A 24,469-nucleotide genomic window follows, 5' to 3' on the forward strand; every position below is an offset into this window, starting at 1 on the left:
GGGTTGGGCAATTCCCCCCGGAAGCGGTAGGTGGCGCCCGCGCGCGTCTGGTGGCCCCATCCGCGTGAGCGCAGGTGGAAGAGCAGGTCGTGCGGCTCCCACTGGCGCAGGGCGGTGAGCGTGGCCTCCGATGCCGGCACGTCCAGTCCGTCCGGCACGAGGATGCCCGTCTCCGCCAGCAGGCGCACCAGCTCTCGCAGCGTCACGGCTTCGATGCCGGTGTTGAACTGGTTGAGCCGCGCCAGCAGCGTGGGGCGCGCCATGTCGAACAGGAGCGACACCACGCGCCGGTCATGCAGCGCCGCCGTCGCGTGCACGGTGGGACAGTCCAGCACCGCGTGTCCCGCCGCCATGCGCGTGTGCGCGAAGCGGGACAACTGCAGCGGCACCAGCGCGTCGAACGTCGCACGGCGCCGCAGGAAGGACGCGGAGGCCGGCGTCAGCGTCATGAGCAGGTTGCCGCGCTCCTCCACCGTCCACGACAGCAGGCCGCCATCCCCGGCCAGGTCCAGCCAGTACCACGCGAGCGACGCGTCCGTGCCCGCGGCGGCCGGCACCTCCGTCTCCTGGATGCCTCCGTCCGCGAGCGATTCGAAGACGGCGCGCACACCCGGGGCCAGCAGGCCCAGCCGCAGTGAGCGACCTTGACCTTCCACGCGCGCGTCCTCCGCTTCGAGGCAACGCAGCGTGACGCCTTCGGCGAGCGACAATCTCATTCGAGCGGCCTCACGGTTCCCCACCGTAGAACCGGGTCGGGTTTTCCCAGAGAACCTTTCGTAGACGACTTTCGGGTATCCGGTCACGCAAGGACAGCAGGGAACCCAACACGTCCTCCTCATGGTCCAGATGTGGGAAGTCGCTTCCGAACAACAGTCGCTCTTCCGGCAGATGTCGCATCATGTCAGGCAGGTAGGGCTCATCCGGCTCCACGGAAACAAAGCAGTGGTGACGCAAGTAGGCGGATGGAGGTTGTCGGATGGTGGCGGAGACCTCGGCACCTACGGCGCGGTACTCCTCGTCCAGGCGCCAGGACCAGTAGGGCAGCCAGCCACATCCGGCCTCCATCGCGCCGATGCGCAGGGCGGGGTGGCGCTCCAGCACGCCGCCCTGGAGGAGCGCGAGCAGTCCCATCATCAGCTCCATCGGGTGGGCGCAGGCGTGGTTGGCGAAGCGCGTGTCGAAGCGGTCCGCGCCCGCGGAGGGCACGTAGACATGTCCACTTCCGTGCAGCACCACGGCGATGGAGCGGGCCTCGCACTCGGTCCAGAACGGCTCATAGGCCGCGTCGGACAGCAGCCGGCCGCCAATGGGGTTGGGCCGCACCATCACCGCGCCCCAGCCGAAGCCCGCCACGCGTCGCACCTCCGCCACCATGGCCTCCGGTTCGTGCCGGCTGATGAGGCCCACGCCTCGCAGGCGCTCCGGGTTCAGCGCGCAGAAGCCGTGCAGCCACGTGTTGTAGACGGACGCGAAGGCGGAGGCCACGCGCGGCTTGAGCGGCCAGAAGCCCTCCAGCAGCAGCGCGTAGGTGGGGAAGAGCGCCGCCCGGTCCACGCCCGTGCGGTCCATCTCCGCCAGGTACACGTCCGGCCGCGCCAGGAGTTCATTGCGCCCCAACTGCTGGTACGAGCGCGCGGAGAACTGCAACCAGGCTCGCTCCGGCATGTGGTTCCACAGCGGCTTGCCGTCCACCTCCGGCAGGGGCTGCACCGGCAACAGGCCCTGGGGGCCCAGCCGCTCCAGCCGCTCCTGGAGGGACTCATCCGGGAGGCGTCCCGGCCGGGGCGCGTGCTTTCGCAGCGCGGGCTCCAGGTGCTCCGCCCACAGGCTGAGCGGTTCCAGGACGTGACGATCCGCGTCGAAGATGGGGAGGCCGTCACGCATCGCTCACCGTCCCCAGCTCGCGAGCTCGTCGCGAACGTCCTTGAGCAGTGCTTCCAGCAGGCCCGTGCGGCGGGCCTGGGCGCGCAGGGCCTGGTCCTCGTCGGCCTCCATGGCCCCGGGCTGTCCGCCGCGCGCCGCCACCGCCGCGTCGCACAGCTCGCGCAGGAACTCGTGGTGCTGCGGCTCAATCGCCTGGAAGCCCTCGCCCCAGCGGGAGACGAAGTCCACCAGCACCTCGCGTGACGCTTCGGGCACGTCGCGGCGGTCGGGCAGGTCGCGGCTCAGGCGCACGTACAGGTCCGGGAACACGTCGCGCATCGCGGTGGCGAAGGTGGCGGGCACGTAGACGGGCTGCGTGTCCGGGACGAAGTCGCCCTTGCGCTCCGCGTCCAGCACGGCGTCGAAGTCGGTGAAGAGGCGCTCATGGCGACGGCGCTCGTTCTGGTTGCGCGCGAGGAAGAACACCGTGCGCGGCAGCATCGTGGGCGCGGTGCGGCGGACCTCCCGCAGCGTGTCGCCCACGGCCGTGCGCTCGTTGGTGCTCAGGGCCCACGCGTCGGTGGCCTCGCGCAGGAAGCGGTCGGTGACGGCCTCCGGCCACTCCGGCTCCACCACCTGGGGCGGACGCTGGATGCCGGCGATGAAGCCCCGGATGCGCTCGCAGGCCGCATCCCACGTGGACAGCCGCTCCACCAGGTCGCGGAACCCTTCGAGCAACTGGGGCCGCGTCATGCCCAGGGGCATCACGTTGAGCACGATGGCGCCCCGGTCTCGCGAGGGCGCCTTGCGGGGCGTGGCGAGCCGGCCTTCCGCGCGCAGCCGCGTCCACAGCTTGGTGCCACGCGGCGCCTGGAGGGGCGCGACCACCACCCACGGCAGGTGCGAGCGCTGGATGTTGGCGTGCAGCGAGTCGAACACCGCGGGCGTGTCGTGGTCGAACCCGACGATGAAGCTGCCCCGTGGGCCGATGCCGTGCGCTTGGATCTTCAGCAGGTCGCCGATGAGGTCCGCGCGCACGTTCTGGTGCTTCTGCGCTTCCTTGAGCGCGGCGGGGTCGAAGGATTCGATGCCGAGCACGACGGTGTAGAAGTTGGCGTCCGCCATGCCTTCCAGCAGCGCCGCGTCGCGGCTCAGGTTCATCGTCACCTGGGTGAAGAAGCGCAGCGGGCGGGGCAGGGCGCGGTTGAGGGGCACCAGCCCCGCGAGCACCTCCTTCGCGTAGCCCGCGTCGCCGATGAACTCGTCGTCCGCGAAGAACACGCCCTCCGCACCGAGTGCCGCGTGGCCGCGCACCTCGTCCAGCACCTGGGCCACCGGCTTGTGCCGCTGCTTGCGGCCGTACAGGTAGATGACGTCGCAGAAGGAGCAGTCGAAGGGGCAGCCGCGCGTCGTCTGCACGGAGCCCCAGGCGTAGCGCGGGAGGTCCGCGGCGATGCCGTCCCAGCGCGGCGGAGGGCTCTCGCTCATCGCGGGCTTGTCGATCTGCCGGTACTCGGGCGCGTACTCGCCCTGGAGGTAGTCCGCGAGGAAGCGCGGCCAGGTGCGCTCCGCTTCGTTGACGAAGAGCGCGTCGAAGAAGCCCCGGTAGTCCTCTGGCGCGGCGGAGACGGCGGGGCCTCCGGCGACCACGGTGGCGCCCCGGTCGCGGAAGAAGCCGCCCAGGAAGCGCGCCTGATAGGTGAGGGCGGAGTACATCACCGACACGCCGACGATGTCGTAGTCCTCGAGCTCCGTGTCCACGCGGAGCTGTCCGTGCAGCTCCTCGTCCCAGATGTCCACGGTGAAGGTGTCGGGCGTCAGCGCCGCGAGCGTCGCGCAGGCCAGCGGCGTCATCGTCGCGCGCTTCACCAGTCCGCGCTCGGGGTCGAAGTCCTCCGTCTCCCGGTCGACGTGGCGTCGGTCCGGTCCGCACTGGACGAGCAGGATGCGGGGCTTGGGAGGGGAGGGCGACACGCGGGCAAGCGCTCAGAAGTAGAAGGGCACGGGGTTGAGCTGTGCTTCGGTCAGCGGCACGGACAACCAGCCCATCCGCACCGGCACGTCATACAACCGGCCGGGGCCCAGGCGGGGCCAGAAGTGTCGCAGGCCCGGCACGATGACCTTCACCGCCGACATGCCCACATCCGGACGCCCCTGGTCCACCACCAACACCTCCAGGCCCGCGCGTGCGGCGCGCGCGACGCACTCCGTCACGTCCTCACGCAGGTCGTCATGCCACACGCGTGGGAAGTCGGAGCGGACGCGCACCGGGGCTGCTTCGTCGGGGAAGAGCCACGAGGGGTCCGCGTGCGCGCCCATGTCCCAGGGCGACGCGGATGTGTCCTTCGGGTCGTAGCACTGGGCCACTTCCGTGAGCGCGCGCTGCACGGCGAGCTTCGCGTCGAAGTGACAGCCGCACCCGGCCCAGGCCCGCCCGCGCTCCGGGGACCACGCGAGCGCGGCGAACACCGGGATGCCCAGATCGTGCGTGAGGTCGAGCACCCACAGCCGCAGTCCCAGCGTCCGGTAGTGCGCCTCCACCGACGTGAACCAGGGCTCGTCGAAGCTTTGCAGCTCCACCCGCGGACGGCGCAGGCGGTTGTACCACCAGAGCGCCACCGCATCGCGCTCCACCAGCTCCAGGAACCCCTGGAGGATGGCCTCCTCCACGCAGTTGCCGGCCGCGTTCCCGTTGGAGTTGAAGAAGCAGAAGGGGCCTTGCGCGGGCGTGGGCGTGCAGAGGTACGCGAACGACGTGGGCACGTACCGGCGCGCGCCGTGCGTGAGCGACCACGCGGGGCTCCAGTCCATCGGTTGATCCGCGTAGGGGCGGGGCACCGCGGTGCGCGCGTCGCGGTGGGGGACTGCACCGTCGGGCCGCTTCGCGAACTGCGCGGCGCTGAAGTGCTGGAGCACGTCCGGGAGCACGGCCTGCGTCCCCAGGGACGAAGCGGTGGCGTGGACGCGGGGCTCGTCGCCCTGGAACACGGCGCTGTAGCGCTCCAGGGCCTCGCCCAGCGCGCCCGCGCGGGCCTGGGCTTCGGTGCGCCCCTTGCCGCTGGCCACGCGGTGGAAGTCGTCGGAGGCCGGCGCGTCCGTCCAGGGACACACGCGGAAGAGGGCGGACTGGATGTGGCCCAGTGGCGCGTCCCCTGGCACCGCGCGCAGGTCGCTCACCACGCCCGTCACCGGGCTCACGAGGTGGCGGTGGCGCTCCCAGGTCTCCTCGGGCGTGAGGACGCGGTGCCCGCCATCGTCGGTGAAGCGCTTGGGGCGTGAGGCCAGCTCCAGGGGCTGATGGGCACGCGTCGCCATCCAGGTGGGGTCGCCGCAGTCCGGACACTGGGGACGCCGCGTCACCGCGTGCGAGTCCAGCTTCCAGGTGGCGAAGTCGAGCGTCCACAGCCGCGTGTGCCGCGCCTCCTGCGCTTCTGCCTCCACCACCCAGCGCGCCACGAGCGTCGCCGCGAAGGACAGCCCCGCCTGCGCCGTCGTCGGCAGTCCGGTCCGTGCGGGCCGCATCCCCTCGCCCCGCCGCGCCAGGTACTGCTCGATGGGGCGGTTGCCGCGCAGGCGCGAGGTGAGGCACGTCCAGCACGCGCCGTCTCCGGGGGCGAACACCGGGCCCGCATGGCAGGCGGTGCCCACGACCTTCACCGGAAGGAACGCGGCCCCGGCGCTCCGGGCCGCTCGCGCGAGTGCGAGCGCCTCCGGTGACAGGTAGTCGTCCACCAGCAGGATGTGGCGGGCCGCGTCCTCGCGCACGTCCAGGCCGGTGTCGCGCAGGGCGTCCACCAACCGCTCGGCGTCCTCACCCGCGACGGCGCGCACGGCAACGGGCGTGTCCAGCAGCCGTCGGGCCGCGTGCGCCGCGTCGATGCCCAGCGACTCCCAGAAGCCGGCGACCTCCGCGTCGAACACGTCCTCCGCTTCCTCCACGTGCCCACGCTCCTCCAGGAGCGACAGCACGTAGAGCACCTCCGGCGCGGAGATCTGGCCCTCCAGCGCGGCGACGAGCTGGGCCACGGTGCGCTCCCCGTCCAGCAGGGGCACGACGCTCGCGTGCGCTGTGCCCTCCAGCAGGAACTGGGCGCGCTCCCCGACGAGGAAGACGCGCCGCGCATCGAGCGCCTCGGCGCGCAGGTGGGGCTTGAGGCGGAGGACTCGGTTCATGGGCGGGTACGCGAGCCTACCTGTCACGCGTGGCGGTGGATACGACCGGGGGCGTGGGGAGGTGCGTGGTAGAAAATCGCGCATGGCCCGTCCTCCCCCGGCGCAGCGCGAGCGAGCGTTTCCCTTCCCCTTGCCCCTCCGGGTCCGTGCCCTCGAGGGCCCCGTGGAGGTCACGCTGGTGCTGCGCCCTGGCGTGCCCCTGCCCACCGTGGAGCAGCTATGCGCGGTGCCCCCGAGCCGCCCGCTCACCCATGAGGAGTTCGAGGCGAAGTACGGCACGGCGAAGAAGGACCTGTCCGCCGTGGAGCGCTTCGCGAAGGCCTTCCGCCTGCGTGTCCTCTCCGTGCAGCGCGACCGGGGCTTCGTGCGCCTGGAAGGCTCGCCCGCCGCGATCCGCAAGGCCTTCGGTGTGGACCTCAAGCGCTACCAGCAGGGCAAGCTGTCGTTCCTGTTCCACACGAAGCGCTTGGTGCTGCCGCGCTCCCTGCGCGACATCGTGGAGTGGGTGTTCGGCCTGGACACGCGCCCCCGGGTCACCCACAGCTCGGCGTCCCTGCCCGTCCCCGTGGAGCCGCCGGAGCAGTCCGGGCTGCGCTCATATCCGGCCCCGCAGGTGGCGCGCCTCTACCGCTATCCCCCGACGCAGGGCGCGGGCCAGTGCGTGGGCATCATCGAACTCACGGGCGGCTACCGGACCTCGGACCTCACCGAATACCTCTCCTGGATGGGCGTGACGCGCGAGGCGCCGGTGAACGTGGGGCCCAACAAGCCGGGCCCGAGCGTCAGCTCCAACGCGGAGGTCACCATGGACGTGGAGCTGGTGTCCGCGGTGTGTCCCCAGGCGCGCGTCGTCGTCTACAACGCGGGCTCGAAGGACTACTCGCTCGGCGACTACCACCGCGTCTTCGCCATGGCGATCAGCGACCGGACGAACCGGCCGTCGGTGTTGACCAGCAGTTGGTCCTTCTACGAAGGCTCCCTCATCCAGGCCGAAGAGGAGGCCGCCTTCGAGCGGCTTTTCAAGGAAGCGGCGCTGCTGGGCATCACCGTGTGCGCGGCCTCCGGGGACCTGGGCTCGCAGGTGCCCGTGCAGGGCGGCTCGCCCACGGACGCCATCACCCTGGCCGCCCCCAGCTATCCCGCCGCGAGCGCGCTGGTGCTGGGCTGCGGCGGCACGACGCTCCAGGCCGACGGGGACCGCATCGTCCACGAGCACGTGTGGAACCGCCTGGGGGAAGCCATGTCCATGGGCGCCCTGGGCTTCACGGTGTCGGCAGGCGCGAGCAGCGGCGGGGTGAGCACGATGAACGCGCTGCCTGCGTATCAGCGTGGCATGCCCGTGCCCGTGCAGGTGCACACCACCTGGAAGGACGGCGTTTTCCAGAGGGTGTCGAGGACGCCGGGGCGGGGCGTGCCCGACGTGGCGGCCAACGCCGACCTGCACACCGGCTATCAAATCGTCTTCAAGGGACAGCAGGGTGTCGCCGCGGGCACCAGCGCCGCCGCGCCGATGTGGGCCGCGCTCGTCACCCTCATCAACGAGGGGCTGGGCGCGCGCGTGGGCTTCCTCAACCCCCGTCTGTATGCGCTGGTTGGCCAGGGCGAGCCCGTCGTCAACCGCATCACCCAGGGCGGCAATGGCGCGTACTTCGCCAGCGAGGGGGCCGTGTGGAACGCCTGCACCGGCCTGGGCACGCCGGACGGCGAGGCGCTGCTCGCGGGCCTGCTCAAGCTCCAGGGCCGCGAGGCCTGACGGACGGGAGCCGTCGGAGAGGGGGCGGCGATTCTTCGCGGGCCGCCCCCACCCGGCTGAATCCCCGCGCTACTCGAGGACCCGCTCCATGCGCAGGAAGGGCCGCTCGGCGGGGATGTTCCGGCCGCGGCAGACCTCCAGGAACTTGTTCGATTCGATCATCTGGGGCGCCGTCTCGTCGTACTGGAGCACCATGACGTGGCGCAGCCAGGGCTCCTGGCCCATGGCGTAGACGAAGGATTCGCGCGGCTTCAGGTGGTTGAGGATCTCCGTGGCGCGCGCGGAGTCGGAGCCGTTGAGCCGGCGCGACTGGTCCATCTTGCGCGGCAGCGGATTGCTGAGCAGCGGGCCGTACATCCAGCTCATCGGGCCGCCTTCGCACTCCATGCCCAGGTAGAGCGCGTCCAGCGGGCCCACCAGCTCCTGGAGGTGTTCGTACATCCGGGGCTCCAGCGCGTTGGAGTCCGCGGCCATCAGCATCGCGCGGCCGCCCAGTTTCACCAGGTGCGCCGTCTTCGCCTGCACGGACAGGTCGCTGTGCTCGCCGATGAAGGGGATGCCCATCAGCGACCCGCCGGGGATGCGGATCTCCTGCAGGTCATCGATTTCGACGACGTTGCGGAAGCCCGTCTTCTCCAGCATCAGGCGCAGCGACGGATCCGCCAGCGAGAACGCGTTGGCGCGAGGCACGACGATGGTTCCGATGCGGTGACGCAGTTGGATGAGCGTCTCCATCATCAGGTGGTCGGCGTGGCCGTGGGTGATGAGGACGTAGTCGATCTTCTCCGGCAGGTCCGCGTGGGTGAAGCGCGGCTGCTCGGTGGGGAACTCGTAGCTGATGACGGGGTCGGTGAGGACGGACACCTCGCGCGTCTCCATCAGCACGCACGCGTGGCCGAAGTAGCGCACGCGCACGCCCGGGCCGGTGTAGGGCTCCGGCTTGCGGGGCGCCACGTCCGTGAAGAGGTCCGCGAACGCGTCCGCCGCGGAGGACGGCACGCCCAGCATCTCCGCCACCTGCCCGGGGTTGCCCGGCGTGTGGCGCATGCGGAAGAGGGCGTCCAGGCCCTCGTGCCGGAAGGGCACCTGGAGCCACAGCGGCGTGTCCCCTTCGAGCCGGGGCGTGCTGAAGACGTACTTGCGCGCGTCTCCGGTGACGCGCATCAGCGACACGCTCTGCGACGATTCCTTGTAGAGGCTGCTGCGGTAGAGCAGCGGCTCCATGATGCGGGCGTTGGCCCGGTGGGCCAGGTCGTACGTGAGCTCCACGTAGCCCCGGAGCATGTCCGGCACCTTCGCGTAGAGCGGCTCCAGCGACTCACCCTTGGAGCTGGCGAGCAACTGCTCCAGGTCCGCCAGGGCCTTGGTGTAGGCCAGGAAGTCCGCGTGCTCCTTCGTGGTGCGGTCCAGCAGCGCCTTCACGTCCCCCACGCGCGACACGGGGTGGTTGATGAAGGGCCCGCCCATCAGCGCCGGATTCTGGAGCGCTGCCACGTGCACGTCCGGGTTCGCCACGAACGACTGCATCAGCTTCAGGTGCAGGCGGGAGACGAACAGCGGCGCCGTCGCGGGCGACAGCAGGTACCACCAGACGTACCACTGGTTGAACAGTGGCTCGATGGCGACATCAGGCTTCAGGTACATGGGACGCTCGAGCATGAGGAGGTCTCGCGGGTGCCGCCCGGGGACTTCCTGACCCGGAGCGGATGGGATGTTGCTGCCAGTGAGGGGGAGCAGGCATCCGGCTTCCTCCGGAGGCGCTCGCGTCCCGCCAATGTTGATGATTCCCTCGGTGACTTCAAGGCGGTAACCGCCCGCCAGGCTCAACGACTTCGCTGTTTTCCTGTTTCACGCGGGGGATTTCTATCACCCATTTCCGGGGAACGCGGGGCTGTCTTTGAGTTCGCAGACAGGTTCCTGGAGAAAATCAAGAAGCACCGGCATCGCATTTCTCGCTGAGTTTTTTTGCGGATACAATTCGACGCATTGTGCGTGGGTCGGACCGTGCCCCCCCGGTTCAGGTCCAGCACCGCCAACCATCCAGAGGAAGTCCATCATGCTTTTGGCGAGCCACAGGCCGGCCTTCGCGACCTTGCTGGACCTCATTGATGAGAGGGCCCGGGAGGGGGAGGAGAGGCGGCTCTACACCTTCGTGGAGGAGGGTGAGGAGACGGTGCTGACGTTCGCGGGGTTGCGCGAGCGGGCCCGGGCGATTGGCGCCTTGTTGCAGGAGCACGGTGGGGCCGGGGAGCGGGTGGTGCTGCTGTATCCGCCCGGGCTGGACTACGTGGCGGGGTTCTTCGGGTGCCTGGCCGCGGGGGCGGTGGCGGTGCCCGCGTATCCGCCGGATCCGTCGCGGCTGGAGCGCACGCTGCCCAGGCTCCGGGCCATCATCCAGGATGCGCGCGCGACGGTGGTGTTGACGACGTCGTTCGTGCTGTCGATGGCGGAGTTCCTGTTCGAGCAGGCCCCGGAGCTGCGGGGCGTGAAGTGGCTGGCGACGGACGATTTGCCCACGGACGCGGCGGGCTCCTGGAAGGCGCCGGAGCTGAAGTCCGACTCGCTGGCGTTCCTCCAGTACACGTCCGGCTCCACGGGCACCCCCAAGGGGGTGATGCTCACGCACGGGAACCTGCTGCACAACCTGGGGCTCATCCACCACGCCTTCGAGACGCGCACGGACAGCGTGGCCGTCATCTGGCTGCCGCCGTACCACGACATGGGGCTCATCGGCGGCATCATGCAGCCGCTGTTCGGCAACTACCCCGCGGTGCTGATGTCGCCCTTGAGCTTCCTCAAGCGGCCCATGGCGTGGATGGAGGCGGTGAGCCGCTACGGGGGCACCGTCAGCGGAGGGCCCAACTTCGCCTTCGACCTGTGCGTGAGGAAGAGCACGCCCGAACAGCGCCAGGCGCTGGACTTGAGCCGCTGGGAGGTCGCCTTCACCGGGGCGGAGCCCATCCGCCCGGAGACGCTGGATCGCTTCATGGAAGCGTTCGGCCCCAGCGGCTTCAAGCGCGAGGCGTTCTACCCCTGCTATGGGCTGGCGGAAGGGACGCTCATCGCCTCCGGAGGCCAGAAGTCGGCGCCGCCGCTGTTGATGACCCTGTCGGCCAGCGCGCTGGAGCAGCACCGCGCGGAGGAGGCCCGAGCGGACGCCGCGGGGGCTCGGACGCTGGTGAGCTGCGGGCAGACCATCCTGGATCAGCGCATCGCCATCGTGGATCCGGAGACGCTCGAACGGCGCGAGCCCGGGCGGGTGGGCGAAATCTGGGTGTCCGGCCCGAGCGTGGCCACGGGCTATTGGGGCCGTGAGGACTCCAGCCACGACACGTTCCAGGCGCGCATCGCGCACGAGGACTCCCCGCCGTACCTGCGCACGGGCGACCTGGGCTTCCTGCGGCCCGACGGCGAGCTGTACGTCACCGGCCGGCGCAAGGACCTGATCATCCTGCGCGGCCGCAACCACTACCCCCAGGACATGGAGGCGACGGTGGAGGTGGGCCACCCGGCGCTGCGGCCTGGGGGCGGCGCGGTGTTCTCGGTGGACGTGGGGGGCGAGGAGCGCGCGGTCGTCGTGCAGGAGATCGACGTGCGCAAGCTGGGCGGCCTGCGCCAGCAGTTCGAGGCGGCGGACGCGGCGATCGGCGTCATCCGGCAGCGGCTTTCGGAGCTGCACGAGGTGCAGGCGTACGCGGTGGTCCTCATCGAACCGGGGAGCCTGCCCAAGACGTCCAGTGGCAAGGTGCAGCGGCATGCGTGCCGCGCCGGGTTCCTCACCGGGACGTTGCAGGAGGTGATGGCGTGGAAGGAGCCGCCGCCCGAGCCGCCCTCCGGCTCCGGTCCGGGCTCTGGCCCCGGGCCGACAGGCTCCGCGTCCTCGTCGAGCGCGAGCACCGCGCCGGCTGCGGCGCCGGTGACGAAGGCGAGCGCCGAAACTGCGGAGGCGCTGGAGGCGTGGCTGCGCGACGTGGTGGCCCGGCACCTGCGCGTGCGGCGCGAGGAGCTGGACCTTCACGCGCCGGTGACGCGCTACGGGCTGGACTCGCTGGCGGCGGTGGAGCTGGCGGACGCGGTGGCGACCGGCACGGGCCTGACGGTGCCCATGGAGATGATGCTCCAGGGACCGAGCATCGCGACCCTGGCACGGCAGCTCGTCGCGCTCCGCGAAGCGCAGGGGCCGGGGCGGACCGCGCCGCGTCGGCGGGACGTGACGGGCGACCGGGAGGTGTCCTTCTCCCAGGCGCGGCTGTGGTTCCTGGATCAGTACGCGCCGGGCGACGTGGCCTACAACCTGCCGGCGGCGGTGCGGCTGGAAGGGTCGCTCGACGTGGTCGCGCTGGAGGAGAGCCTCGCGGCGCTCGCCGAACGGCATGAAGCGCTGCGGACCACCTTCCGCGCGGAGGACGGCCGTCCGCTCCAGGTCATCGCCCCGCATGCGGCGCTGCCGCTGGAGCGCGTGTCGTTCGAGTCCCTGTCTGCGCCGGAAGGGGAGTCTGCGGCGGCATTGCGGGCCCAGGAAGAAGCCCGTCGTCCGTTCGAACTGGCGCGGGGCCCGTTGGTGCGCGCCACGCTGCTGACGTTGGAGCCGAGCACGCACGTGCTGGTGCTGGTGATGCACCACGCGGTGTCGGACGGCGCGTCGATGGCGGTGCTCGTGCGCGAGCTGTCCGCGCTGTACGCGGCGCGACGCGAGGGTCGGCCGTCGCCTCTGCCCCTGCTTCCACTGCGCTACGCCGACTTCGCGGACTGGCAGCGCGAGGGGCTGGACGGGGCGGTGCTGGACGCGCGGCTGAAGTACTGGAAGCAGCAGCTCACGGGGGCACCCCGGCTCCTGGAGCTGCCCACGGACCGGCCGCGCTCCGTCGTCCGGGACGTTCGCGGTGAGCGCCTGCCGCTGGTGTTGGACAAGGCGCTGACGGACGCGGTGAAGGCGCTGGCGGTGCGTGAAGGGGTGACGCCCTTCATGGTGCTGCTCGCGGGCTTCCAGGCCGTCCTCGCGCGCCACGCGGGGCAGGACGACGTCAGCGTGGGCACGGCCATCGCCGGGCGCGCCCGCGCGGAGTTCCAGGGGCTGGTGGGCTTCTTCGTCAACACGCTGGTGATGCGCACCCGGCTGTCCGGCGCGCCCACGTTCCAGCAGTTGCTGGAGCGGGTGCGGGACACGGCGCTGGGGGCGTACGCGCACCAGGACGTGCCCTTCGAGAAGCTGGTGGAAGCGCTCCAGCCCGTGCGCGACCGGGGCCACACGCCGCTGTTCCAGGTGATGTTCATCCTCCAGGGCGCGCAGGTGGGCGCGCCGGTGCTGCCCGGCCTCCAGTCACGCCTGCTGGAGGTCCACACCGGCACGGCGATGTTCGACCTGACGCTGTCGCTGTCCGAGTCCGCGCGGGGCCTGGAAGGCTGGCTGGAGTACGCCAGCGACCTGTTCGACGCGGACACCGTGGCCCGGTTGGCCGGACACCTGCGGGTGCTGCTCCAGGCAGCGGTCGCGGATCCGTCGCGCCGGGTGGATGCGTTGCCGCTGTTGGACGCGGCGGAGGCGAAGCACCTGTCGGCGCTGGCGCAGGGGCCCGTCACCGACTTCCCGTCGGAGTCCACCATCGCGTCGCTGTTCGCGGCGCAGGTGCTCCGCACGCCGGACGCGGTGGCGCTCATCGTCGGGGACACCCGGCTGACGTACCGCGAACTGCGGCAGCGGGCGCGGGCGGTGGCGCGGGAGCTGCGCGCGCGCGGCGTGGGCCCGGAGTCGGTGGTGGGCCTGTGCGTGGACCGCTCAGTGGAGCTGGCGGTGGGACTGCTCGGCATCCTGGAGGCGGGCGCGGCCTACCTGCCGTTGGATCCCGGGTACCCGGCGGAGCGGCTTGCGTCCATGTGGCAGGACTCGGGCGCGCGGGTGCTGGTGGGGCCGCGCCACCTGGACGGCGTGCTCTCCGTTCCGGAGGGCCAGCGGCTGGTGTTGGACGCGGCTTCGGACGCGGGTGTGTCGCCGGCCGGAGACTTCCCTGACGCGGCCCCTCGGGAGACGGACTCGGGAACGCTCGCGTACGTGCTCTACACGTCCGGTTCGACGGGGCGTCCCAAGGGCGTGCTGGTGCCGCACCGGACGGTGATGAACTTCTTCCGCGCGATGGACGCGCATGTGTCGCCGCGCTCGGGCACCTGGCTGGCGGTGACGAGCATCTCGTTCGACATCTCCGTGCTGGAGCTGCTCTGGACGTGGACGCGCGGCTTCCAGGTGGTGCTCGCGCCGGTGGGGCTGGAGCCCGTCGCGCTCGCCCAGGCGCTGGAGCGTCACGCGGCCACGCACCTGCAATGCACGCCGTCGTATGCGCGCGCGCTCGTGGAGGAGCCCCGTGCGCTGGAGGCGCTCGGCGGGCTGGGGCAGATGCTGGTGGGCGGTGAAGCCCTTCCGGGTGCGCTTGCGGCACGCCTGCGGGCACGGGTTCCAGTATTACTCAATATGTACGGGCCCACCGAGACGACGGTGTGGTCCTCGACGCATCGCGTGGAGGCTGAGCGCTCCGGCACGGTGTCGTTGGGAAGGCCGCTGGCGAACACCGGCCTGCACCTGTTGGACGCGCACCTGCGGCCGGTGCCGATGGGCGTGTCCGGTGAGCTGTTCATCGGGGGCGACGGTGTGGTGCGCGGCTACCTGGGGCGTCCGGACCTGACGGCGGAGCGCTTCGTGCCGGATGCGTTCGGCGGGGCGCCGGGCTCTCGGCTGTACCGCACGGGCGACCGCGCGCGGTGGCGGACGGACGGCACGCTGGAGTTCCTGGGCCGCGTGGATCACCAGGTGAAGGTGCGGGGCTTCCGCATCGAACCGGGCGAGGTGGAGTCCGTCCTCGCTCAGCATGCGGGCGTCGCGGCCTCGGTGGTCGTCGCGCGCGAGGATGTGCCGGGCGACGCGCGGCTGGTGGCCTACGTGGTCGCGAAGCCGGGCCAGACGCTGGCGGAGGCCGCGCTCCGGGAGCACGCGCGGCGCCTGCTGCCGGAGTCGATGGTGCCGTCGTCCGTGATGGTGCTGGCCGCGCTGCCGCTCACGCCCAACGGCAAGGTGGACCGCGCCGCGCTGCCGGCACCGGAGGCCCCGCGCGCGGAGCACGGCTTCGTCGCCCCGGGCACGCCCACGGAAGTGCTGCTCGCGGGACTGTGGAGCCAGTTGCTGCGCGTGGAGTCGGTGGGGCTGCGTGACGACTTCTTCGCGCTCGGAGGTCACTCGCTGCTGGCCACGCGGCTGTCGTCCTCGGTCCGCGCCGCCTTCCAGGTCGAGCTTCCCGTGCGCGAGCTGTTCGACGCGTCCACGCTGGGCGCGCTGGCGGCGCGCATCGACGCCCTTCGTCTGGGTCAGGCCGGGGTGCTGGGGCCCGCGCTGAGCGCCGTCTCCCGCGACGGCGCGCTCGTGCCGTCCTTCGCGCAGCAGCGCCTGTGGTTCCTGGAGCAGTTGGAGCCGGGCAATCCCGCGTACCACATCCCCGTGGCCGTGGAGCTGGACGGCGCGCTGGATGTGGCCGCGCTGGAGCGTGCGTTCGAGGCCCTGGTGCAGCGGCACGAATCGCTGCGCACGACGCTGGTGGCGCCGGAAGGGCAGCCGTTCCAGGTCGTGGCCGCGCCTTCGCGCATGCCGCTCGTGGGCAGGGACTTGTCCGCGCTGGAAGACGCGGGCGCCGAGGTGCGGCGGCTGATGGCGGAGGAGGCGCGCCGTCCCTTCGACCTGGCGCGCGGGCCGCTCTTGCGCCTGACGCTCCTGAAGTGCGCGCCCACGCGGCACGTGCTGCTGCTCACCATGCACCACGTCGTCTCCGACGGCGGCTCCATGCTGGTGATGGTGCGGGACGTGGCCGCGCTCTACGAAGCCTTCGTGTCGGGGCACGCGTCGCCGCTGCCGCCGCTGTCGCTCCAGCCCGCGGACCATGCGGCGTGGCAGAGGGCGTGGCTCCAGGGTGAGACGCTGGAGGCGCAGCTCGCGTGGTGGCGCTCGAAGCTCGAGGGCGCGCCGCACGTGCTCGCGCTGCCGACGGACCGGCCGCGTCCGGTGGTCCAGACGGCCGCGGGGGCGACGCTTCCGGTGCACCTGTCGCCCGGCCTGACGGACGCCGTGCGCGCGCTGGCCCGGCGCGAGGGCGTGACGCCCTTCATGGTGCTGCTGGCGGCGTGGCAGGTGTTGATGGCGCGCCACGCGGGGCAGGACGACGTGCTCGTGGGCTCGCCGGTCGCGGGGCGGGATCGCGCGGAGCTGGACGGGCTCATCGGCCTGTTCGTGAACACGCTCGTGCTGCGGGCGCGGCTGGGGGATGACCCGTCGTTCCGGGACCTGCTCCAGCAGGTGCGCGAGACGACGCTGGGCGCGTACGCGCACCAGGCAGTGCCGTTCGAAAAACTGGTGGACGCGTTGCAGCCCCAGCGTGACCTGAGCCGGTCGCCACTGTTCCAGGTGATGCTGGCGCTCCAGGAGGATCCGCTGCCGGAGCTGCGCCTGCCCGGGCTGTCGCTGCGGATGCTGGAGGAGGAGGGCGCGGGCGCGCAGTTCGACCTGAAGCTGTCGCTCACCGACGCGGCCTCCGGCTTCACCGGCACGCTGGAGTACAACACCGACCTCTTCGACGCGGCGACGGTGGCGCGGTGGGCGGAGCACCTGGACGTGCTCCTGACGGCCGCCGTGGCCCACCCGGAGACGCGGGTGAAGTCGCTGCCGCTGATGTCGGTCGCGGAGCGCCACCTGCTGCTGGTGGACTGGAACGCCACGCACCGCGACTACCCGACCGACGTCACGCTGCATGGGTTGGTGGAGGCCCAGGTCGCGCGCACGCCGGACGCGGTGGCGGTAGACTTCGAGGGCCTGCGGCTCACGTACCGGGAGCTGGATGCCCGGGCCAATCAGCTCGCACATTACCTGCGGGAGCGCGGCGTGGGGCCCGAGGTGCGCGTGGGCGTCTGCGCGGAGCGCTCGTTGGAGATGGTGGTCGCGCTCCTGGGCGTGCTCAAGGCCGGTGGCGCGTACGTGCCCATCGACCCGTCGGCTCCGGCCGATCGCCTGTCGTATCAGGTGGAGGACTCGGCGGTGGCGGTGCTGCTCACGCAGCGGCATCTGGTGGAGGCCCTCTCCGTGGGGAGCACGCCCGTGGTGTGCCTGGACTCGGATTGGGCCCAGGTGGAGCGGTCGTCCCCGGAGCCGGTGGTGTCGGGAGTCGGGCCGGAGCATCTGGCGTACGTCATCTACACGTCGGGCAGCACGGGTCGCCCGAAGGGCGCGATGAACACCCACGCGGGCATCTGCAACCGGCTGCTCTGGATGCAGGAGGCCTACGGGTTGGAGCCTAGGGACGTCGTGTTGCAGAAGACGCCCTTCAGCTTCGACGTGTCGGTGTGGGAGTTCTTCTGGCCGTTGATCACCGGAGCGAGGCTGCTGGTCGCGCGGCCCGGAGGCCATCAGGACGCCGCCTATCTGGTGGACGTGATGGCGCGCGAGGGCGTCACGACGCTGCACTTCGTGCCGTCGATGCTCCAGGTGTTCCTGGAGGAGGCGGGGCTGGAGCGGTGCACGGCGCTCCGGCGGGTGGTGTGCAGTGGCGAAGCGCTGCCGCTGGAGCTGAAGGACCGCTGCCTGGAGCGGCTGGGCGTGCCGCTGCACAACCTCTACGGCCCCACGGAGGCCGCGGTGGACGTGACCTTCTGGGCCTGCGAGCGCGACGACGGGCGGCGCAGCGTGCCCATCGGGCGGCCGGTGGCGAACACGCAAATCCTCATCCTGGACGAGGCCCTGGAGCCGGTGCCGGTGGGGCTCGCGGGTGAGCTGTACATCGGCGGTGTGCAGGTGGGCCGTGGCTACCTGGGGCGCCCGTCGCTGACGGCGGAGCGCTTCGTGCCTGATCCGCACGGGCCCGCGGGGACGCGGCTGTACCGCACGGGAGATCAGGCACGCATCCTGGCCGACGGGAGCATCGAGTACCTGGGTCGCCTGGACTTCCAGGTGAAGGTGCGTGGCTTCCGCATCGAGCTGGGCGAAGTCGAGTCGGCGCTGGGCCAGTGCGAGGGCGTGCGCGAGAGCGTGGTGGTGGTGCGCGAGGACGCGCCGGGCATCAAGCGGCTGGTGGCGTACGTCGTGGGACAGGCGGACGCGCGGGTCTCGGTGGAAGGATTGCGTGCGGAGCTGAAGGCCAGGCTGCCGGAGTACATGGTGCCCGCGGCCTTCGTGGTGTTGGACGCGCTACCCCTGTCGTCGAACGGCAAGGTGGACCGCAAGGCCCTGCCCGCGCCGGAGGCGAGCACGGAGGCCAGCGAGTCCTATGAGGCTCCGAGGACCCGGACCGAGGAGACGCTGGCGGGAGTGTGGGCGCGGGTGCTGGGAGTGGAGCGGGTAGGGGTGCGCGAGAACTTCTTCGCGCTGGGCGGGGACTCCATCCTGAGCATCCAGGTGGTGGCGAAGGCGGGTCAGGCAGGGCTGAAGGTGACGCCGAAGCAGTTGTTCCAGCACCCGACGGTGGAGCAGTTGGCGAAGGTGGTGGAGTCGGTCCGGGGGACGGTGGGCGAGCAGGGGTTGGTGGAAGGAGAGGTGTCGCTGACGCCGATCCAGCGTTGGTTCTTCGAGAAGGAATTGCCGCAGGCGCACCACTTCAACCAGGCGGTGCTGCTGGAGGCGAAGGAAGGGGTGGAGGCGGAGCGGTTGGAGGATGCACTGCGGGCGTTGGTGGCGCACCACGACGCACTGCGGATGCGTTACGCGCGCGGCGACTCCGGCTGGACGCAGCACAACGCCGGCCTGGAGAAGGCCCTGGTGTTGGAGCAGGTGGATGTGTCCGCGCTGTCCGAAGCGGATCAGGACCGGGCGCTTGCGCAGGCGGTGGCGCGGACCCAGTCGAGCTTTGATCTGCGAGAGGGCCTGTTGCTGCGCGCGCTGCTGATGGAGCGCGGCGCGGGCCGGATGTCGCGGCTGCTGCTGGTGGTGCACCACCTGGTGGTGGACGGCGTGTCGTGGCGCGTGCTGCTGGAGGACCTGGGCACGGCGTACGCGCAGCGGCGTGAAGGCCGAGCGGTGGAGCTGCCGGCGAAGACAACGTCCTTCCAGGCGTGGGCGCGCAAGCTGGAGGCGTACGCGCGCGGGCCGGAGCTGGAGAAGGAAGCGGCGTGGTGGCTTGCGCAGCCGGGTGAAGTGCCGGCGCTGCCGGTGGATACGGCGGGCGAGAACAGCGTGGCGTCCGCGCGCGGAGTGGTGGCGGGGCTGGACGCGGAAGAGACGCGGGTGCTGTTGCAGGAAGTGCCTGGTGCATACCGGGCGACGATGAATGAAGTGCTGGTGTCGGCGCTGGCGCGCGTGCTGACGCGGTGGACGGGGCAGTCTCGGGTGCGGGTGGACGTGGAGGGGCACGGACGCGAGGAGCTCTTCGCGGACGCGGACGTGACGCGGACGGTGGGGTGGTTCACGTCGCTGTACCCGGTGGTGCTGGAGGTGCCGGAGGCGGGCACGTCAGGCGACGCGCTGCGAGCGGTGAGGGACACGCTGCGGCAGGTGCCGGGCAAGGGCGTGGGCTACGGCCTGTTGCGCTACCAGGGCCCCGCGTCGGTGGTGGTGAAGTTGAAGGAGGCCCCGAAGGCGGAGGTGGCCTTCAACTACCTGGGGCAGTTCGACGCGCTGGCGACGGGGACTGGAGGCTTCAGTCTGGCGAAGGAGTCGTCGGGCCCTGCGATGGGCGAGGGCGGGCAGCGCGGGCACGTGCTGGAGGTGAATGGGCTGGTGGTGGGGGGCCGGCTGGAAGTGACGTGGACGTACAGCGAGGCGCTGCACACGCGAGCGACGGTGGAAGGGCTGGCGCGGGCGTTCACGGAAGCCTTGCGGACGCTGGTGGCGGGCCGTCGGACGGAGGACGCGGCGAGGTACACGCCGGCGGACTTCCCGCTGGCGAAGCTGGACGGGCGCACGCTTTCGCAGGTGCAGGCGAAGGTGGAGGGCTTCGAGGACATCTACCCGCTGTCGCCGATGCAGCAGGGCATGCTCTTCCACGCGCTGCTGGCGCCGAAGTCGGGCGTGTACTTCGAGCAGCTCTCCTGGGCCTTCCACGCGCCCCTGGACACGCAGGCGCTGCGGCGTACGTGGGACGAGCTGGTGGCACGGCACGCGGTGCTGCGCACGACGTTCCTCTGGGAAGGGCTGGAGGCGCCGTTGCAGGTGGTGCGTCGGCAGGTGGTGCTGCCGTGGCGCGAACTCGACTGGCGCGGCCAGACGGAAGAGGCGCAGCGGCAGCAACTGGAGACCTTCCTGGAGGAGGACCGGGCCCGGGGCTTCGACCTCGCGGAAGGTCCGTTGCTGCGCATCGCGCTGGTGCGGCTGGACACGAACGTCCACCGGTTCATCTGGAGCTTCCATCACACCGTCATCGACGGCTGGAGCATGGCCCTGCTGCTCAAGCAGGTCTTCGCGCTCTATCAGGCGCGGGTCCAGGGCCGGGTGCTTCCGAAGGGGCCCTCGGGTATCGACTACCGGGACTACGTCGCGTGGCTGTCGCGGCAGGACGCGGCCCGGTCGGAGGCGTTCTGGCGGGCGGAGCTTGAGGGCGTCCACGCCCCGACCCTGCTTCCGCGCGACACGCAATCCGGAACCTCCACGCCCGTGCCGGAAGGGCATGGCGAGCGTTCGCTCCACCTGTCGGCACGCTCCACCGCCGCGCTCCAGTCCTTCGCCCGACGCCAGCAGCTCACGCTGAACACGCTGGTGCAGGCGGCGTGGGCGCTGGTGTTGTCGCGCCACGGTGGCGAGGAAGACGTCGTCTTCGGCGTCACGGTGTCGGGACGGCCCACGGAGTTGCCAGGAGCCGAGGACGCCGCCGGCCTCTTCATCAACACCGTGCCGGTGCGCATGCGCGTGTCGGCCGACGCCTCCGTGATCTCGTGGCTGCGACACCTGCAGGCCCGCTCCACGGAGTCCCGTCCGTATGAGCACGACTCGCTGGTGCGGGTGCAGGGCTTCAGCCAGGTGCCGCGCGGCACGCCGCTGTTCCAGAGCCTCTTCGTCTTCGAGAACTACCCCCTGGACGTGTCGCTCGCGGCGCAGGGCAATCCGCTCGGCGTTCGCGACGTGCGGGGCGTCGAGCGCAGCAACTATCCGCTGACGGCGTCGGTCATCCCGGGCCGGGAGCTGCTGCTGAAGCTGGCGTACGACATGCCGCGCTTCGACGCGGAAGGCATCGAGCGGCTGCTGGGGCAGTGGCAACGGGCCGTGGAGGGACTGGCGGCGGCGGCGGAGTCGGGACGGGTGTGGGAGGTGGGCATGCTGTCCGCCGAGGAGAAGCAGCGCCTCCTGGTGGATTGGAACCAGACCGCCTCCGGGTATCCCCGCGAGGCAAGCATCGGAGACATCTTCTCGGCGCAGGTGGCGCGGCGCCCGGACGCGGTGGCGCTGGAGACGGCGGACGCGAAGCTGACGTACGCGCAACTGGACGCGAGGGCCAATCAGCTCGCGCACCTGCTGCGTGCGCGAGGGGTGAGGACGGAGTCGCGGGTGGCGCTGTGCCTGGAGCGCGGCGTGGAGCTGGTGGTGGCGCTGCTGGGCATCCTCAAGGCCGGCGGTGCGTACGTGCCGCTGGAGGCGGACTACCCGCGCGAACGACTGGCCTTCATGCTCGCGGCAGCGGGCCCGCGGGTGTTGGTGACCACGCGCGCGCTGGGTGAGCGGCTGCCGCTGGAAGGCCTGGACGTCGTGCGCGTGGATGAGCTGGGCGAAGCCCTGTCCCTCCAACCGACGCACACGCCGGACAGTGGCGTGGGGGGCGGAAACCTCGCGTACGTGGACTTCACGTCGGGCAGCACGGGCACGCCGAAGGGCGTGTGCACGGAACATTCGAGCGTGCTGCGCACGGTCCTGGACGCCAACTACGCGCGACTGGGCGAGGACGACACGTTCCTGCTCGTGGCGCCGGTGTCCTTCGACGCATCGACGCTGGAGGTGTGGGGCCCGTTGCTCAACGGGGCGCGGCTGGTGGTCTATCCGCCGGTCCCCGTGGGTGACGTGAAGGAGATGGAAGGCGTGCTCAAGCGCCACGGCGTCACGGTGCTGCACCTGACGGCGGGCCTCTTCACGCAGATGGTGGAGGGCAACCTGGAAGGGTTGCGAGGGGTGAAGCAGCTCCTGACGGGTGGCGACGTGGTGTCGGCGCCGCACGTGAAGCGCGCGCTGGAGGTGTTGGGCGTGACGGTGACGGCCTGCTACGGGCCGACGGAAGGTACGCTCTTCACGAGCAGCCACCGCATGGAGACAGTGGAGTCCGTGGGCGCGACGGTGCCCATTGGCCGCCCCATTGGTGACACGCAGGTGTACGTGCTGGACGGGCAGTGGCAGCCGGTGCCAGTGGGCGTGGCGGGAGAGCTGTACGCGGCCGGTGACGGCCTCGCGCGCGGCTACCTGGGCCGGCCTGAATTGACGGCGGCGGCCTTTCTGCCCAATCCGTTCGGACGGGCGGACAGCCGCATGTACCGCACGGGAGACCTTGCACGGTGGCGCGCGGACGGCGTGCTGGAGTTCCTGGGGCGTGGCGACACGCAGGTGAAGGTGCGGGGCTTCCGCGTGGAGCTGGCGGAAGTGGAGGCCGCGCTGGGCCGCTGCGAGGGCGTGCGCGAGGGCGTGGTGGTGGCGCGCGGCGAAGGCGCCGGGAACAAGCGGCTGGTGGCGTACGTGGTGGGCGAGGGCCTGGACATCGCGAGCGTGCGCTCGGCGCTGAAGGACGCGGTGCCGGAGTACATGGTGCCGTCGGCCTTCGTCGTATTGCCGGTGCTCCCGCTCACGGCCAACGGCAAGGTGGCTCGCAAGGCCCTGCCGGAGCCGCAAGAGGCGGGCGTGGAAGTCTCGGGCACGTACGTGGCGCCGAGGACCCCGACGGAGGAGGTGCTGGCGGGCGCGTGGGCTCAGGTGCTTGGCATCGGACGGGTGGGGACGCAGGACAACTTCTTCGAGCTGGGTGGCCACTCGCTGCTGGCGACGCAGGCCATCTCGCGCATCCGCACCGCCTTCGGTGTGGAGCTGCCGCTGCGGGCCCTCTTCGAATCGCCCACCGTCGCGCGGATGGCCACGCGCATTGACGATGCCCGGCGTGGCGACACGTCGGAGGGTCGGCCGCCGCTGGTCGCCAGGCACTGGGAAGGTGCGGCGCCGCTGTCCTTCGCGCAGCAGCGCCTGTGGTTCATCGATCAGTTCGAGCCCGGAAGCGCCTCCTACAACATCCCCGCCGCCGTCCGGCTGGAGGGCACGCTGGACGCGTCCGCGCTGGAGCGAGGCCTCCAGGAACTCATCCGTCGTCACGAAACGCTGCGGACCCTCATCCGCGCGGAGGACGGTCACCCCGCCCAGCTCGTGTCGCCGGACATCGAGCTGCCCCTGGCGCACGTGGATCTGTCCGCGCTGCCCGAAGCGGAGCGAGAGGTGGAGGCCCGGCGGATCGCGGGCGAGGAGGCCCGTCGCCCGTTCGACCTCGCGCGAGGCCCCCTTCTGCGGACGACGCTGGTGCGGCTCTCGGAGCAGCAGCACGAACTGCTGCTGACGATGCACCACATCGTCTCCGACGGCTGGTCCATGGGCGTCCTGGTGCGCGAACTGACCGCGCTCTACGCGTCCTTCCGTGCGGCCCAGACGCCCTCCCTGCCAGCGCTGCCGGTCCAGTACGCGGACTACGCGGCATGGCAGCGGGGCTGGTTGCAGGGGGACGCGCTGGAGACGCAACTGCGGTGGTGGACGCGGCAGTTGGAAGGCGCACCGCCCGCGCTGGAGCTGATGACCGACCGGCCCCGCCCGGCGGTCCAATCCTTCCGGGGCGCACGCCTGCCCCTCGCGTTGCCCGCCGCGCTGTCGGACTCGCTGCGGAGCCTGGGTCGGAGCGAGGGCGTGACGTCGTTCATGCTGCTGCTGGCGGCGTGGCAGGTGCTCCTGTCGCGCTACAGCGGGCAGGACGACATCAGCGTAGGCACGCCCGTCGCGGGGCGTGACCGCACGGAGCTGGAAGGGCTCATCGGCTTCTTCGTCAACACGCTGGTGCTGCGGACGCGGTTCGACGGCGAGCCCACCTTCCGCGACGTGCTGACGCAGGTGCGCGAGACGACGCTCGGCGCCTTCTCGCATCAGGAGGTGCCGTTCGAGAAGCTGGTGGACGCACTGAGTCCGGAGCGGGACCTGCGCCGTTCACCGTTGTTCCAGGTGATGTTCGCGCTCCAGCAGGACGCGTTGTCCGAACAGCGGCTGCCCGGGCTCGCCCTGCGTCCCATTCCCCCGGATGACCGCACGGCCAAGTACGAGCTGACGTTGTCACTGTCGGACACGCCAGCGGGGTTCTCCGGGTCGATTGAGTACAACACCGACCTGTTCGACGCGGGGACGGTGGAGCGGATGTCGGGGCACCTGGAGGTGCTGCTGACGGCCATCGTCGCGAACCCGGACGCGAAGGTGGGGCGGCTGGAACTGCTGACGGCGCAGGAGCGGCAGCGGCAGGTGGTGGCGTGGAACGCGACGCGCACAGCGTACCCCAGGGAGAAGTGCATCCACACGCTGGTGACGGAGCAGGTGGAGCGGACTCCGGACGCGGTGGCGCTGGACTTCGCTGGGGAGCAGCGGACGTACCGTCAGGTGGAGACGCGGGCGAACCAGCTCGCGCACCGGCTGATGAAGCTGGGCGTGGGGCGGGGCTCGCGCGTGGGTCTGTG

At 71.2% G+C, this 24,469-nt stretch carries 7 protein-coding genes; 2 read left to right on the forward strand and 5 right to left on the reverse strand.

From position 1 onward, the window contains the following. From D7V88_RS19950 to D7V88_RS19965, 4 genes are all read right to left on the reverse strand, one after another. A partial coding sequence (locus tag D7V88_RS19950) for a hypothetical protein (protein WP_208726378.1) occupies positions 1 to 716 on the reverse strand: 716 nt, incomplete at its 3' end. A 10-nt stretch (positions 717 to 726) separates the two neighbouring features. Then, on the reverse strand, positions 727 to 1,884 hold the full coding sequence (locus D7V88_RS19955) for an amidohydrolase family protein (protein ID WP_120542241.1): 1,158 nt from the start codon (positions 1,882 to 1,884) through the stop codon (positions 727 to 729). Between the two features lie 3 nt (positions 1,885 to 1,887). Continuing rightward, a complete protein-coding gene (locus D7V88_RS19960; protein WP_120542242.1) occupies positions 1,888 to 3,837 on the reverse strand; it encodes a B12-binding domain-containing radical SAM protein in 1,950 nt (649 codons plus the stop codon). Between the two features lie 12 nt (positions 3,838 to 3,849). Then, on the reverse strand, positions 3,850 to 6,036 hold the full coding sequence (locus D7V88_RS19965) for a TOMM precursor leader peptide-binding protein (RefSeq protein ID WP_120542243.1): 2,187 nt from the start codon (positions 6,034 to 6,036) through the stop codon (positions 3,850 to 3,852). Between the two features lie 163 nt (positions 6,037 to 6,199). On the opposite strand from D7V88_RS19965, the gene D7V88_RS19970 reads away from it, so the two are divergent. Beyond that, a complete protein-coding gene (locus D7V88_RS19970) occupies positions 6,200 to 7,789 on the forward strand; it encodes a S53 family peptidase (protein WP_158625113.1) in 1,590 nt (529 codons plus the stop codon). A 69-nt stretch (positions 7,790 to 7,858) separates the two neighbouring features. Here the strand turns inward: D7V88_RS19970 and D7V88_RS19975 are convergent, their stop codons facing one another. Then, positions 7,859 to 9,448, reverse strand: a complete 1,590-nt coding sequence (locus tag D7V88_RS19975) for an MBL fold metallo-hydrolase (protein WP_120542245.1) — start codon at positions 9,446 to 9,448, stop codon at positions 7,859 to 7,861. Positions 9,449 to 9,845: 397 nt separating this feature from the next. Here D7V88_RS19975 and D7V88_RS19980 point away from each other — a divergent pair. Further along, positions 9,846 to 24,469, forward strand: a 14,624-nt coding sequence (locus tag D7V88_RS19980; protein WP_120542246.1) for a non-ribosomal peptide synthase/polyketide synthase, incomplete at its 3' end; no start/stop codon positions are given.

The sequence above is a fragment of the Corallococcus terminator genome (genome assembly GCF_003611635.1).
Lineage (GTDB): Bacteria > Myxococcota > Myxococcia > Myxococcales > Myxococcaceae > Corallococcus > Corallococcus terminator.